The organism is Lentzea sp. NPDC036949 (genome assembly GCF_055608075.1).
This window is the reverse complement of the sequence record NZ_JBVJRA010000017.1, coordinates 86,180-99,889: the sequence shown is the minus strand read 5'-3', so window position 1 is coordinate 99,889 and position 13,710 is coordinate 86,180. Positions and strand designations below refer to the sequence as shown.

The window sequence follows — 13,710 nt, the reverse complement described above, 5'->3', positions numbered from 1 at the left end:
GGCGGTTTCCCGGACAGCGCGGGCAGCCCCGCCGTTCTGGCGGGACTGGTCCACGGGGCTGCCTGCTCCGCCGAGCCCACCAGAGCTGGGCGGTAGCGGGTCCGTCGCCGGCGGTCAGTCGACGCTCAGCACGATCAACGGGTCGTCGTCCGCCTGCACGACCCACTGCTGCTCCTCGCGCGGTTCCGGGATCACGGAAGCCCACAAGCCGTCGCCGCCGGGCCTGATGCTTTCCTTGGGCAGAGTCATGTCCTTCGGCTACCCGGTTCCCCGGAACGTATGCCGGACAACGTGACCGCAATCGCATCCATCACCCGCGCGGTCGCCTCGTCCAGCACCTCGGCGGTCAGTTCGCGGTCGTAGAGGTCGCTCAGGTCGACCGGCGCACCCGCGACCACCTCGACCCGCTTGCGCGGCAGCAACCGCGGCAGCACGGTGCCCCTGGGCAGCAGGTCCTGGGTGCCCCACTCGGCGACCGGGACGACCGGGGCGCGGCTCTCCAGGGCCATCCGCGCGACGCCGGACTTGCCCTTCATCGGCCAGTTGCCGGGGTCGTCGGTGAACCTGCCCTCGGGGAACACCATCACGCACTCCCCCGCCTTCAGCGCCTCCACGGCCGGGCGCAGCGCCCTGGCGGCCTTGACGGTGCCCCGTTCGACCGGGATGTGGCCGCCTGAGCGCATGACCCGGCCGAAGAGCGGCGTGCGCCAGAGCGAGGCCTTCGCGAGGATGCGCGGGACGCGGTCCGACATCAGCGCGAAGACGACGGCGGCGACCGTGTCCGAGTTCGACAGGTGGTTGAACGCGAGGATCACGCCACCGGTGCCGGGCACGTGCTGACGGCCCCGCACGCGCAGGCGGACGAACAGCACGACGATCGGCCACAGGACGTCGATGGCCAGGGAGAACCAGAAACCTCTGCCTCGTCGTGGCATCTTCCACGTCCAGGCGGCGAGCTCGAGCGGGGTCACGCCCGCCATTCCAGCACGCGAGCCCGGGACGGATCAGGGATTGACGGAAAGATCGACGATCGTGACCGCGGGGCGGGTGCACCGGTCGAGTGCGGCCTGCGCCTGGCTCAGCTCGGCTTCTCCCGCTCTCCCGACGACGTCGTCGAGAACGGGTTCGAGCCTGCGCTCGGTCAGTCGTTTGACGACGCTTTCGGTCATGCCCGTGATGCCGGCGTCGTTGGCCACCGCGGTCACCTCCAGGCCGGGGCGCTCGCCGGCCGGTGCCGAACGACGCCGGGGGACGAAGAGGAACCTCCTCGCCAGGCCCAGGTGCGCGGCGGCGCACAGGCCTGCCGCACGGTGGACAGCCCGTACCGCGAGCACGCCGGACAGCACCTGAGCCCGCCGGCTGCCGCCGCTGTCGTGGTCGGAGGAGAGGTGGCGCAGGCAGGCCCGCCGCACGACCTGTTCCAGGGAGGGGGACCGGAGGGCGTCCTCGACGCCTCGCACATCCCCTTCCAGCAGCTGTGGATACCTTCGGCGCACTTGGTCCACGTACTCGGGCGAGCGCTGACCGAGCATCATGTCGCGCTTGAGCCACTCCGCCTCGTGCGGACCGCTGGGGGCCTCCGCCCCGGGGTCCCAGGGAACGCCGTACTGGCGGATCTCACCCATGAAGACCTCGACCGACATGGAACCGCCGCCGGTCGGCCTCCTGACGGTGAACGAGCGCATTTCTTCGCGCATCCTGTCGATCAGCTCCGCGGCGAGGAGAGCCCGCCGGACGAACTCCGGGGACTCCACCTCCACCTCACCGGAGATCAGCGGCGACAGCAACTCGTTGGCGGCGGCACCGAGGGCGACGCTCTTCTTGAACAGCCTCCAAAGATTCGATTCGTCGCTCGTGCCCGTCCAGGTCCTCGTTCTTCCGTCGCCGTACGCGGATGCGATTCGGACGTCCGGCATGCCGTCGGCGCTCACGACGACCGTGGGCGCGTTCCACGTGACGACGGACGCGAAAGCCTGGCGTGGCGGATGCCCGGCTCCGGACGCTTCCGCCAGGTCGGCGTAGTAGCGCCGGAACGCGCACGCGGACCGCCCGACGCGGAGGTGCCCGAACGCCTGCTCGACCTCCTGCCCGGTCTCCACGGCGAACCGCGCCACCGCGCTGCCGCAGAACCCCAGGCCGACGAGCAAGCGCCGCGCCTCGTCCCGGCTGACCTCCGCCACCTCGGGCAGGCCGGCGAGCACTTCCGAGCTCAGCTCCCTCACGAGGTCCTCGGCCGCCGCCGCGCTCTTCCCGGCACCCCAGGCCGCCGTGGGCAGGCGCCGCAACACCCACTCGTCTGCCCGTGCGACGGCTCCCGATGCCGCTAGACCAATCATCGCAAACTCCACCGTGGGCCTGGAACACGACGAGTCGAAAAACAAAAGATGTGCGCCACACACCGGCGGAATTCACGACAAAGCCCGAGGACCATTGACGCGATTCCGTCGAGGAAAGCCGGTGAGTCACCTCACCTCGTGGTATCGACTGTAGTTTCCCCGTCGAGAAGAATGAAGCGAAAATGGAGGAATGCCCGTTTGGTCATCGCTCTTGCCCGAAACTCCCTCAGGCCCTCCGCCGTCAGGGCAAGTATTCGAACACGCCCCCGGACTCCGTCCGGGTCAGTTCGCCGCGTTCGACGAGGACGTCGAGGTGCGCGGCGGTCTCGCCGATCGCGAGCACCTGGTTGAACATGTCGAGGTCGTCGAACCGGCGTTGCCGGCGGGTCCAGCCGATCTTGCGGGCGGTCTCGAACGCGGTGCCCGCGACGGCCTTGCCGATCTCCTCCAGCCGCTGCTCGTGGAAGCTCAGCAGCTCGTCCACGCGGGCGTGGACGCTGTCGGTCACGGGACCGTGTGCGGGCAGGAGCTTGAGGTCGGGCAATCCGCGCGTGAGCCGCAGCGAGGTCATGTAGTCGCCCAGGGGCAGTTCGGGGCGCAACGGCTCGAAGCCGATCGACGGGGTGATGTGCGGCAGGACGTGGTCGCCGGAGAACAGGACCTTCGCGGTGTGGTCGACGAACACGACGTGGCCGCGGGTGTGTCCCGGCGTCGGGATGACCTCCAGGCTGCGGTGCTCCAGGTCGAGGGTCGACGCGGTGAGCCACTCGTCGGGTTCCTCGTAGTCGCGCAGCGCCTCGCCGCGGTCGACGCTGTGCATGATCTTGACCCACGTCTCCGCGAGCTCGCCGGCACCCCACTTGCGCAGGTCGGAGACGTGCTGGTCCTCCTGGCCGTGCAGCATGTGCCGCAGCGACGGCTGCTCGCCGAGGCCCAGGCCGATCTTGCTGCCGAACGTCCGGCGCAGCGACACCGCCATCGTGAAGTGGTCGCGGTGCACGTGCGTGACGAGGAACCGGCGGATGTCCTCGAAGCCCTTGCCCAGGGTGCCGAGCGCGGCCTCCAACTGGTCGCGGGCCTCGTCGAGGGCCCAGCCGGAGTCGATCATCACCAGGCCGTCGCCGTCCTCGACCGCGTACACGTTGACCGCCCGCAGGCCGTCGTTGGGCAGCGGCAGCGGAATGCGGTGCACACCTGGTGCCACCTCGAACGCGCCCGGCTCACTCCACACGCCCGCTCACCCCGATCGTTAGCGCTCGCAACTATCTACCGGACGGTAACACGGTATTCGGGGTGCTTGTCGATGTACTTCGCCACGAACGGGCACAGGGGCGAAATCTTCACCCCGCGGGCCTGGACGTCGTCCAGTGCGAACTTCGCGAGCTGCCCGCCGAGGCCCTGCCCGGCGTAGGCGTCGTCGACCTCGGTGTGCACGAGCGCGAGGACGCCGCCCACGTCCCGGTACTCCAGGAAGCCCGCGAGCTTCCCGTCGACGTGGACCTCGTAGCGGCTCTCCGCGCGGTTGTCGGTGACCATGTCGACCATCTAACCCCGCGCGCTGGAAAAATGTCCGTCATGGACGTCTACCTGCTGATCCTCGGCGACCACCTGCCCAACCCGTGCACGGGCCGGGAGGTGCCGCAGGCCGAACGGCTGCGGGCGATGGTCGAGCAGGCGGTGGTGGCCGAGGAGGCGGGGTTCGCCGGCGTCGCGATCGGCGAGCACCACTTCACCCGCTACATCGTGTCCGCCCCCGAGCTGCTGCTGTCGGCCGTGGCGGCGCGGACGACCACGCTGCGGCTGTCCACGGGCGTCACGCTGCTCGCCCACCGCGACCCGGTCCTGGTGGCCGAGGCGCTGGCGACGCTCGACGTGCTGTCGAGCGGGCGCGCGGAGCTGATCGTGGCGCGCGGGGTGGACCAGCAGACCGACGCGGCGTTCGGGGTGCAGCCCGGTGAGCTGCGGGCCCGGTTCGAGGAGCACCTGCGGCTGCTGCTCAAGCTGCTGGAGGAGCCGGAGGTGAGCTGGGACGGGCGGTTCCGCGGCCAGCTGACCGAGGTGACGACGACGCCGCGGCCGGTGCAGACGCCGCGCCCCACGGTGTGGATCGGGTCGGGGTCGGCGGTGTCGGCCGATCTCGGGGCCGAGCTGGAGATGCCGCTGATGCTGCCCTCGACGCTGCGCGACCCGTCGATCTACCAAGACGTCGTGCAGCGCTACCGCGAACGCTTCCCCACCGGCCGCGTCGGGGTGCCCAGCCACGTGTTCGTGGCGGAGTCCGACGCGCGCGAGCGGTGGCGGCCGCACCTGGCCGAGTACGCGCGGTTCGCCGACCCGTGGCGCGGTGACGGTGACATCGATGTCGACGAGATCATGGAGGGTGCCGCGGTCTGCGGGACGCCCGACGAGGTGGCGGCGCGGCTGAACGCGTTGGCGCGGACGCTGTCCATCGACACGCACCTGGTGATGGTGGACATCGGGGGCATGCCCCACGAGTCGGTCATCGAGACGATCCGGCTCTTCGGTGCCGAGGTGCTGCCGAAACTTGTTTAACACCAACGGCGCCAAGGCTTAACACGGGCCGGTCAGGATCTGTCCCGTGGGCATCACCGTCATCGGCATCACGCACCCGGACCAGGTCGGGGCACTCCCCGGCGGCACGAACGTGCTGGTGCTGGCCGATGACGGCACGTGCGCCGACGAGTTCCTCGACACCGACTTCGGCGCGCACCAGCTGGTGGTGCGGGCCTCCGGGCGCGGGTCGGCGTTCTTCGCGGTGGCGGACAAGGCCCGTGAGGTGGGCGCGGACCGGGTCCTCTTCGGTGGCGTGCACGAGACCGCCACCGGGTTCGTCACCGGGGAGGACCCCGTGCTCGTGCTGGGCGTGCGCCCGCCGGGCGGACCGATCGCGCTCAACGCCGCGTTCGGGCGGTGGCTGGACCGCTGGCCGCGGCCCGCGAGCGCCTACCTCGGCGACGTGGACCACTGGCTCGCCGCGAACGCGCTGCGCGAAGGCCTGCGGGTGGAACTGGTTTCGTGGCGGATGGAACCCACCGTCCCCATGCGACGGAAGTTGACCGCCTAGTCATCCGAAGGCGGAAGACACTGTGCCGCCTGTGGAATACCGTTCCCCTCGCGACCACGCGATGACGCGCACCCGCCGGGGCTGAGAGCTCTCTCAGCATGCCGGTGCTGAGGTGTGGGGGCACACTGGTTCAGGGTTGATCTCAGGGGAAGACCTGACCCTCCGGTACGCCGCGTCGTCGAAGATGGTGCGCAAGAAATCCCACAGGAGGGGACAGACAGTGAGCACGTCCGATGGAGTCGCGGCGAGAGCCGTCGACGTGTGGAAGGAATACGGGTCCGGCGACGCCGCCGTGACCGCGCTCGCGGGGGTGAGCGTCGAGCTGGAGCGGTCGCGGTTCACCGCGATCATGGGACCGTCGGGGTCGGGCAAGTCGACCCTGATGCACTGCCTGGCGGGGCTGGACGACGTGACCCGCGGCGAGGTGTGGATCGGTGACACCAAGGTCACCGGCCTGAAGGACCGGGGGCTCACCGAGCTGCGGCGCGACCAGGTCGGGTTCATCTTCCAGCAGTTCAACCTGCTGCCGACGCTGACCGCCGAGGAGAACATCACGCTGCCGCTCGCCATCGGCGGCAAGAAGGTCGACCGGGAGTGGTTCGACGTCGTCATCGACACCGTCGGCCTGCGCGACCGGCTCTCGCACCGCCCGACGCAGCTGTCGGGTGGCCAGCAGCAGCGCGTGGCCTGCGCGCGTGCCCTGGTGTCGCGGCCCGAGGTCGTGTTCGCGGACGAGCCGACCGGCAACCTGGACTCGCAGTCCGGTGCCGAGGTGCTCGCGTTCCTGCAGCGGTCCGCCCGCGAGTTCGGGCAGACGATCGTGATGGTCACGCACGACCCGAACGCCGCGTCGTACGCAGACCGCGTCATCTTCCTCAAGGACGGCCACATCGTCCGCGAGCTGCTGGCGCCCTCGGCCGACGAGGTCCTGGAGACGATGAAGCACCTCGACGGTGTCGTGGTGCCACATGCTTAAGGCCACTATCAAGAGCTTGCTGTCGCGCAAGCTCCGGCTGGTGCTGTCCGCGCTCGCGGTGGTGCTGGGCGTGATGTTCGTGTCCGGGTCGTTCGTGCTGACCGACACGCTGCAGCGGTCGTTCACCGACCTGTTCTCGTCGGCGTTCGCCAACGTGGACGTCTCGGTGTCGCCGAAGCAGGAGAAGGGCAAGGAGCCCCAGCCGCTCACGCCGCAGGCGATCGCCGACGTGAAGGCGGTGCCGGGCGTGGCGTCCGCGGTCGGCGAGGTGCAGGGGTCCGCGCGGCCGATCGGCAAGAACGGCAAGGTCATCACGACCTCCGGCGCACCGCGGTTCGGCACCAACTGGACCGGCACCGGTCAGGAGAAGATCCGCGACGGCAAGGCTCCCGCGGCCGACGACGAGGTCGTCGTCAACGCCTACCTCGCCTCGACCGGTGGCTTCAAGGTCGGCGACGAGATCGGGCTGCTCACGCTGGAGCCGAAGAAGACCTTCAAGATCGCCGGTGTCTACGAGTACGCCGGTGGCCGCGAGTCGCTGGGCGGCGAGCTGTCCGTGGCGTTCACCGAACCCGTGGCGCAGCGGCTGCTGCTGGGCAAGCAGGACGCGTACTCCTCGGTCACCGTGACCGCCGCGGCCGGCACGTCCGACGACGCGCTGCGCGACGCCGTGGCCGCGAAGCTCGGCTCCGGCTACGACGTGAAGACCGGTGCGACGCTCGCGAAGGAGCAGGCCGACCAGATCAACGAGGGCCTGAAGTTCTTCAACTACGTGCTGCTCGGGTTCGCCGGCATCGCGTTGTTCGTCGGCATCTTCATCATCCTCAACACGTTCTCCATCATCGTCGCCCAGCGCACGCGGGAGCTCGCGCTGCTGCGGTCGATGGGCGCCTCCCGCGGCCAGGTCATCGGCTCGGTGGTGCTGGAGGCGTTCGTGATCGGCCTCATCGCGTCGATCGCCGGCCTCGGGGCAGGGGTCGGCGTCGGGGCGCTGCTGGCGACGATCTTCAGCTCGGTGGGCGGCACGAACCTGCAGCTCGCGGGCATCGGGGTGCCGGCGTCCGCGGTGATCTCGTCGTTCGCGGTCGGCATCGTCGTCACCGTGGTCGCGGCGGTCCTGCCTGCGCTGCGGGCGTCGCGGATCGCACCGGTCGCGGCCATGCGCGAGGCGGCCACGCCGGACCGGCCGCTGACGAAGATCACCATCACCGGCGCGCTGGTCGCGGCCGCCGGTGGCACGGCACTGGCCTTCGGCTTCCGGCAGGCGTCGTTGTCGTTGATCTTCGGCGGCATCCTGGTGGCGTTCGTGGGCGTGGCGCTGCTGACGCCGATCCTGTCGCGGCCGATGGTGTCGCTGATCGGCCGGCTGCTGTCGTGGTCGATGCCGGGCCTGCTGGGCCGGCGCAACTCCGCCCGCAACCCGCGCCGCACCGCCATCACCGCCGCCGCGCTGATGGTGGGCATCTCGCTGATCACCGGCGTGAGCGTGGTGCTGACGTCGGCGACCAAGTCGATCGAGAAGCTGGCCTCCGGTCAGCTGCAGACCGACCTGATCATCTCCGGTGAGGGCCAGGCGGAGGGCCAGCCGGCGACGTTCCCGCGGGACGTGCTGTCGAAGGTCGAACGGACCGAGGGCGTGAAGTCGGCCGTCGGCTGGTCGCAGGACGGTGTGCTCCAGGGCGACAGCCAGCTGTTCGCGGTCGGCGTCAACGACGTGCCCGCGCTGGCGACGATGTTCGCGCTGAAGCCGAAGTCCGGTGAGATCGCGCCGCTGAAGGACGACCAGCTCGCGCTGCCCGAGGAGATGGCGGCCGAGAAGGGCTGGACGGTCGGCAGCACGGTGTCGCTGCAGCTGGCCAGGGCCGCGCAGCCGCAGACTTTCACGGTCGGTTTCATCTGGGCCAAGTCCCAGGTGCTGCAGGGTGCGCTGGTGCTGCCGGAGTCGGCGGGCAAGAACTTCCGCTCCGACCGGGTCGCCCAGGCGTTCGTGCAGGTGAACCCCGGCACCAGTGCGGCGGACGTGCAGAAGCGGGTCGAGCCGCTGTTCGCCGACAACCCCGAGATCACCGTGCAGGACCGCAGCGCGTTCGTGAAGCAGACGACCTCGCAGTTCGACACGGTCCTGCTGATGATCCAGATCCTGCTGGCGCTCGCGATCCTCATCGCGGTGCTGGGCGTCATCAACACCCTGGCGCTGTCGGTGATCGAACGGACCCGCGAGCTCGGTCTGCTGCGCGCCATCGGCATGCGGCGCTCGCAGGTGATGCGGATGATCACCGTCGAGTCGGTGGTGATCTCCGTCTTCGGCGCGGTCCTCGGTCTCGCGGTCGGCCTGGCGCTGGGCGTCGCGACCGTGCAGGCGCTGAAGGACCAGGGCATCTCCGAGCTCGGCTTCCCGTGGGCCACGATGGTCCAGTACCTGGTGGTGGCCGCGTTCGTCGGCGTGGTCGCGGCGATCCTGCCGGCCATCCGCGCCGCACGGCTCAACGTCCTGAACGCCATCGCCTACGAGTGATCCTTGTTCTGGCGTCTGCAAGTACTGCCGACCACCGTGTCGGTAGTACTTGCAGACGCCTTGCCCACCGGGGTCAGGAGTGCGGGCAGGTGTCGCGGTACGCGCTGATGGCGGTGTTCGGCGCGGGGGCCGGGCACAGGAACTGGTCGTAGCGCAGGTCGTCGTCGACGAACCGCTTGAGCCACGACAGCGTGAACTTGCGGACGGTCACGTTGTCGCTGCGCGGGTCGGAGTGGTCGCCGCCGCGCAGTTCGAGGAACGCCTTGTCCGGTGCGGCGGTCATCGAGGTGTAGAACGGCAGCGAGTGCTGCGAGTTGGGTGCGGTCGGGTCGCTCTGGCCGCCGAGCACGAGGGTCGGGACGCCGACGGCCGACCAGTTCTTCGTGGTGTGCCAAGCGGCCAGCGGGATGGAGGCCTGCAGGGCGGGCCGGGAGACCGAGGCGCGCAGTGCGCCGCCGCCGCCCATCGAGTGACCCATCACGGCCAGGCGCGAGGCGTCGACGCGGGGGTTGGTGCGGACGGCGTAGTCCAGTGCCGCGAGCAGCTGGCGGCCGCGGCTGTCGGGGTCGTCGAAGCCGGACAGGGTGTTGATGGTGACCACCACGAACCCGAAGGACGCGAGCCGGGGACCGAAGTGCGCGACCGACGTCTGGGTGGCGGTGAAGCCGGGTGAGACGGCGACAGCGCCGAACTTGAGGTCGCTGGTGGGGGTGTAGACGGTGCCGCCGCCGAAGTCCGGCTGGCGGGCGATGGTGGTCTGGGTGACGGCGAAGGTGCCGCGCGACGCCTCGACCGACGCGGCCGTGGGTGCCGGACCGCGTTCGTGGGGGTTGGCGACCGCGGTGGCGGTGGCGGTGGGGGCGAAGGCCAGGACGAGTGCCGCGACAACGACTTTGATGCGCACGACGAATACACCTCAATTGGTTGCAGGGGAACCAAAACGGCGTCCCCAACGCTACCGCTCGGTAGGCTCGTCCGATTCGTCCGGTCGGATGGTTACCGAGCGCAGCTGAGCAGGGAATTGTCGTCCGATCAGGTCACCGTAGAGGCGGTATGCGACGAATCAGATGCCGCACAAGGGTGAGCGCGTGCCCACCAGGAGACAGTTCCTCGTACTGAGCTCAACGGCAGCGCTAACAGGTCTGCTGCCCGACGCCCCCGCTTCCGCGCTGGCCGATGTCGCCCAGCCGTACGCGTCCTACTGGCACCCCGCCACGATCCTCGACTGGGATCCGGCGACGGACCGGGACGCGCGGTACAACCGCAGCTCGGTCCCCCTCGCCCGGCGCGTCGTGCCCGCCCGGCCGGCCAACCCGCACGCCCGCGCGAACGAGGCGCGGGTGCAGGCGCTGGTCGCGTACGCGCCGACGAGCGGCAACCCCGCCCAGGGCGCGCTCGACATGAACTACTACGCCACCAACTACTGGCAGTACGTCGACGAGCTGGTGTTCTGGGGCGGCAGCGCCTCCGAGGGCCTGATCCTCGCGCCGAACCCGACCGTCACCGACGCCGCGCACCGCAACGGCGTGAAGGTGATCGGCAACGTGTTCCTGCCGCCCACCGCGTACGGCGGTCAGCTGCAGTGGGTGCGCGACCTCGTCCGGCGCGAGGGCGACCGGTTCCCGGTGGCGGACAAGATGGTCCAGGTGGCCCGCCACCACGGTTTCGACGGCTGGTTCCTCAACCAGGAGACCGCCGGCGGCAACGCCCAGCTGGCCGCCGACATGCGCGACTTCATCGTCTACCTGAAGAGGAGCGGCCTGCGGATCATCTGGTACGACGCGATGACCGACACCGGCAGCGTCTCCTGGCAGAACGCGCTGACCGCGCGCAACCGGATGTTCTTCGCCCCCTCCGACGAAATGTTCCTGAACTTCTGGTGGAGCGCGCAGGGCTTGCAGAACTCGGCGAACCTCGCCCGGCAGATGGGTCGCAGCCCGTACGACCTGGCGTCCGGTGTGGACGTCGAGTCGAACGGCTACAACACCAGCGTCGCCTGGGCCTCGATCTTCCCCGAGGGCGGGCCGCACACCACCTCGCTCGGCTTCTACCGTCCGGAGTGGACGTTCAAGTCCGCGACCGGTCCCGCCGACTTCTACGCGCGGGACAACAGGTTCTGGGTCGGTCCGAACGGCGACCCGGCCAACACGACGACAAACGCGGCGTGGAAGGGCGTCGCCCACCACATCACCGAGCTGACGCCGATCACCTCCCTGCCGTTCGTCACGAACTTCAACACCGGGCACGGCCGCAAGTTCGCCGTCGGCGGCACGGTCCGTTCGACGCAGCAGTGGAACAACCTGGCGTTGCAGGACGTGCTGCCGACCTGGCGGTGGAGCGTCACCGGCAGCGGCACGAAGGTCGTGCCCTCGCTGGACTGGGACGACCCGTACGACGGCGGCACCGCGCTGAAGATCACCGGCACACCCGCGTCCGCCAACGACGTGCGGCTGTTCGCGACGGCGCTCCCCCTCACCGGCAGCAGCCAGTTCGAGGTCGTGCACCGCACCGGCACCGGTCCGTCGCGGTTGCAGGCCGTGCTGCGGATCGGGACCACCGAGCGGGTGCTCGACCTCGGCGGCGTCAGCGGCGGGTGGCGGCGCAGCGTGTTCCCGCTCGGTGAGCACGCCGGTGCGACGCTCACCGAGATCGCGCTGCGGGTGCTGCCCGGCGGCCCGGTGACCGCCCTCGTCGGCCGCATCGGCGTCACCGACCCGGCCATGACCGCACCCGCCGCACCGGCGAACCCGCGGGTGGAGCTGGTGAGCCGCACCGACGCCGCCACGGTGTCGGCACGGCTCACCTGGACCCGCTCCCCCGGCCGGGTCCGGCAGTACCGGGTCTACAAAGCCGGTCCCGAACGGCTCTTCCTCGGTGGCACGCCGAACGACGCGTACTTCGTGCCCGCGATCCCGCTCACGAACGGCGAGACGGCGCAGATCGAGGTCGAGGCGGTCGACGAGGCGTTCGACGTCTCGCCACCCGCTCGCACGACGATCACTGGTACACCCTGACGTAGTCGAGCACCATGTCCTGCGGCAGCTGCGTCCCGGCCCCCGGCGGGCCGGGCCAGTCGCCGCCCACGGCGTTGTTGATGATCAGGAAGAACGGGTGGTCGTACACCCACGGCCCGCGGGTGGTCTCCAGGACGTTGCGGTCGACGGTGAAGAACCGGTTGCCGTCCACGCTGAACGTCATGTGGCTGGAGTCCCACTCGACGGCGAACGTGCGGAACGCCGCCGCCGCGGGCTGGCCGAGGTCGAGCGGGGAGCCGTACCCGCCCGCGCCGAAGTACGCCGGGGCGTGCAGCGTCGAGTAGACCCGGTTCGGCTCCTTGCCGACGTGCTCCATGATGTCGATCTCGCCGGTGTAGGGCCACGGCCGGCGCTGGTCGAAGAAGTCAGCGCCCAGCATCCAGAACGCGGGCCACAACCCCTGCGTGGACGACACCTTGATCCGCGCCTCGACCCGGCCGTAGGTGAACGTGAACTTGCCGTAGGTGTTGAGGCGCGCGGAGGTGTACTGGCAGGTCGTGCTGCCGCTGACCGGGTCGACCGGGCAGGCGCTGCCCGGCGTGACCTCGCGGCGGGCCTGCAGCACCAGGTTGCCGTTGCCGTCGTGGCGGGCGTTGTTGTTGTTCGTGTAGTACTGCAGCTCGTTGTTCACCCCGGGACCGGTCTCCGGCTGCCACTTCGAGGCGTCCGGCGCGGTGCCCGCGGGGGCGTTGAACTCGTCGGACCAGACGAGCCGGCCGGGGAACGACGGGTTCGGGGGCAGCGGTGGCGCGGGCGTCGGGTTGCCGCCGGTGCCGTAGACCTGGAACTCCCACAGCGAGTAGCCGTAGCCGTTCGACCGGGCCGTGCCGTACATCCGCACGTACCGGCCGGTGCCGCTGACGGTCAGCGTCTCCTTGAACCCGCGGCCGGTCGTGGTCGAGTAGAGCTGCCGCCAGGTCGCGTTGTCGTCGGACACCTCGATCCGGTACGCGGTCGCGAACGCCGGGTCCCACTGCAGCACGACCTTGGAGATCCGGGCCGTGGCGCCGAGGTCGACGGAGATCCAGCCGGGGTCGACCCAGCCGGTGGTCGCGCTGGTCGCCCACCGGGTGGCGGGGTCGCGGTCGAACGCCTTGGCCGGGGTGCAGCCGCCGCAGTTCGGGTCGTCCTGGAACGTCGAGGCGGACCCGGTCTTCCCGTACGACAGCAGGGTTTCCGCGCTGCCGGAGTCGCGGGTGCCGAACACCTGGAACTCCCACAGCGAGTAGCCGTACTGCGTGGCGCGCTGGGTGAGGTCGAGCCGCACGTACCGGCCGGTGCCGGAGACCGCGAGCGTCTCCGTGCCGCCGGGCCCGGCGGTGGTGCGGCGCAGCTCCTGCCACGAGTTGCCGTCGGCGGAGATGCTGAGCGTGTACGCCCTGGCGCTCGCGGCCTCCCAGGCCAGCACGACCTGGTCGACCTTCGCCGGGGAGCCGAGGTCGACCTGGATCCACTGCGGGTCGCTGAACTGGCTGGACCAGCGGGTGCCGGGGTCGCCGTCGACGGCGGCCGTCGCGCTGAACGCGGCGTTCTCGCTGCTGGAGGCGGTGACGGGACGGTTCTGGGAGAGCAACGGGCCGGCGGCCTGCGCCGGCGTGATCGTGGCCGCGACCAGCGCCGCGGCGACGAACAGGGGCAGTCTCGTGCGGTGGGGCCTTCCTGACATGGGTGCTCCTGAAGCCGATGAACGGGCGACGAGGCGTGAGAGAGCGCTCTCTGCGACAGGAGTTCAGCACCGAGAGTCAGGGCACGGGTGCGTGGTG

12 protein-coding genes are annotated in these 13,710 nt (G+C 70.2%); 5 read left to right on the top strand and 7 right to left on the bottom strand.

From position 1 onward, the window contains the following. Window positions 1–114 precede the first annotated feature (114 nt). From ACZ7CD_RS34905 to ACZ7CD_RS34885, 5 genes are all read right to left on the bottom strand, one after another. Entirely contained in the window at window positions 115–249 is a 135-nt protein-coding gene (locus ACZ7CD_RS34905) for a hypothetical protein (protein ID WP_360396235.1), read from the bottom strand. Next, window positions 246–980: a lysophospholipid acyltransferase family protein gene (locus ACZ7CD_RS34900; RefSeq protein ID WP_458431299.1), complete on the bottom strand. Its 735-nt coding sequence runs from the start codon at window positions 978–980 to the stop codon at window positions 246–248. The genes ACZ7CD_RS34905 and ACZ7CD_RS34900 overlap by 4 nt, the downstream gene beginning before the upstream one ends. A gap of 24 nt (window positions 981–1,004) precedes the next feature. After that, window positions 1,005–2,336: a hypothetical protein gene (locus ACZ7CD_RS34895; protein WP_360396232.1), complete on the bottom strand. Its 1,332-nt coding sequence runs from the start codon at window positions 2,334–2,336 to the stop codon at window positions 1,005–1,007. 241 nt (window positions 2,337–2,577) lie between these two features. Then, window positions 2,578–3,567: an MBL fold metallo-hydrolase gene (locus tag ACZ7CD_RS34890; protein ID WP_360396230.1), complete on the bottom strand. Its 990-nt coding sequence runs from the start codon at window positions 3,565–3,567 to the stop codon at window positions 2,578–2,580. Window positions 3,568–3,602: 35 nt separating this feature from the next. Then, window positions 3,603–3,872: a GNAT family N-acetyltransferase gene (locus ACZ7CD_RS34885; RefSeq protein WP_360396228.1), complete on the bottom strand. Its 270-nt coding sequence runs from the start codon at window positions 3,870–3,872 to the stop codon at window positions 3,603–3,605. A gap of 39 nt (window positions 3,873–3,911) precedes the next feature. Here ACZ7CD_RS34885 and ACZ7CD_RS34880 point away from each other — a divergent pair, with 39 nt between their 5' ends. The 4 genes from ACZ7CD_RS34880 (at window position 3,912) to ACZ7CD_RS34865 (ending at window position 8,912) form a co-directional block, all read left to right on the top strand. Beyond that, window positions 3,912–4,889: an LLM class flavin-dependent oxidoreductase gene (locus tag ACZ7CD_RS34880; RefSeq protein WP_458431296.1), complete on the top strand. Its 978-nt coding sequence runs from the start codon at window positions 3,912–3,914 to the stop codon at window positions 4,887–4,889. Between the two features lie 46 nt (window positions 4,890–4,935). Then, window positions 4,936–5,421, top strand: coding sequence for a hypothetical protein (locus ACZ7CD_RS34875; protein WP_360396224.1), 486 nt, complete (start codon window positions 4,936–4,938; stop codon window positions 5,419–5,421). 184 nt (window positions 5,422–5,605) lie between these two features. Further along, on the top strand, window positions 5,606–6,397 hold the full coding sequence (locus ACZ7CD_RS34870; protein WP_360396486.1) for an ABC transporter ATP-binding protein: 792 nt from the start codon (window positions 5,606–5,608) through the stop codon (window positions 6,395–6,397). Next, window positions 6,390–8,912 carry an ABC transporter permease gene (locus ACZ7CD_RS34865; RefSeq protein ID WP_470380576.1) on the top strand — a complete coding sequence of 841 codons (2,523 nt, stop codon included), beginning with the start codon at window positions 6,390–6,392 and terminating at the stop codon, window positions 8,910–8,912. Before ACZ7CD_RS34870 ends, ACZ7CD_RS34865 begins: the two co-directional genes overlap by 8 nt. Window positions 8,913–8,985: 73 nt before the next feature. On the opposite strand, the gene ACZ7CD_RS34860 is transcribed toward ACZ7CD_RS34865, so the two are convergent. Beyond that, on the bottom strand, window positions 8,986–9,816 hold the full coding sequence (locus tag ACZ7CD_RS34860; RefSeq protein WP_360396221.1) for a dienelactone hydrolase family protein: 831 nt from the start codon (window positions 9,814–9,816) through the stop codon (window positions 8,986–8,988). 184 nt (window positions 9,817–10,000) lie between these two features. Between ACZ7CD_RS34860 and ACZ7CD_RS34855 the strand changes: the two genes are divergently transcribed. After that, window positions 10,001–11,926, top strand: a complete 1,926-nt coding sequence (locus ACZ7CD_RS34855; protein ID WP_470380575.1) for an endo-beta-N-acetylglucosaminidase — start codon at window positions 10,001–10,003, stop codon at window positions 11,924–11,926. Here ACZ7CD_RS34855 and ACZ7CD_RS34850 read toward each other — a convergent pair. Continuing rightward, the gene (locus tag ACZ7CD_RS34850; protein WP_470380574.1) at window positions 11,910–13,613 is read right to left on the bottom strand and encodes a discoidin domain-containing protein; all 1,704 of its coding nucleotides are present in this window, start codon (window positions 13,611–13,613) and stop codon (window positions 11,910–11,912) included. The genes ACZ7CD_RS34855 and ACZ7CD_RS34850 overlap by 17 nt on opposite strands. Window positions 13,614–13,710: the final 97 nt, after the last annotated feature.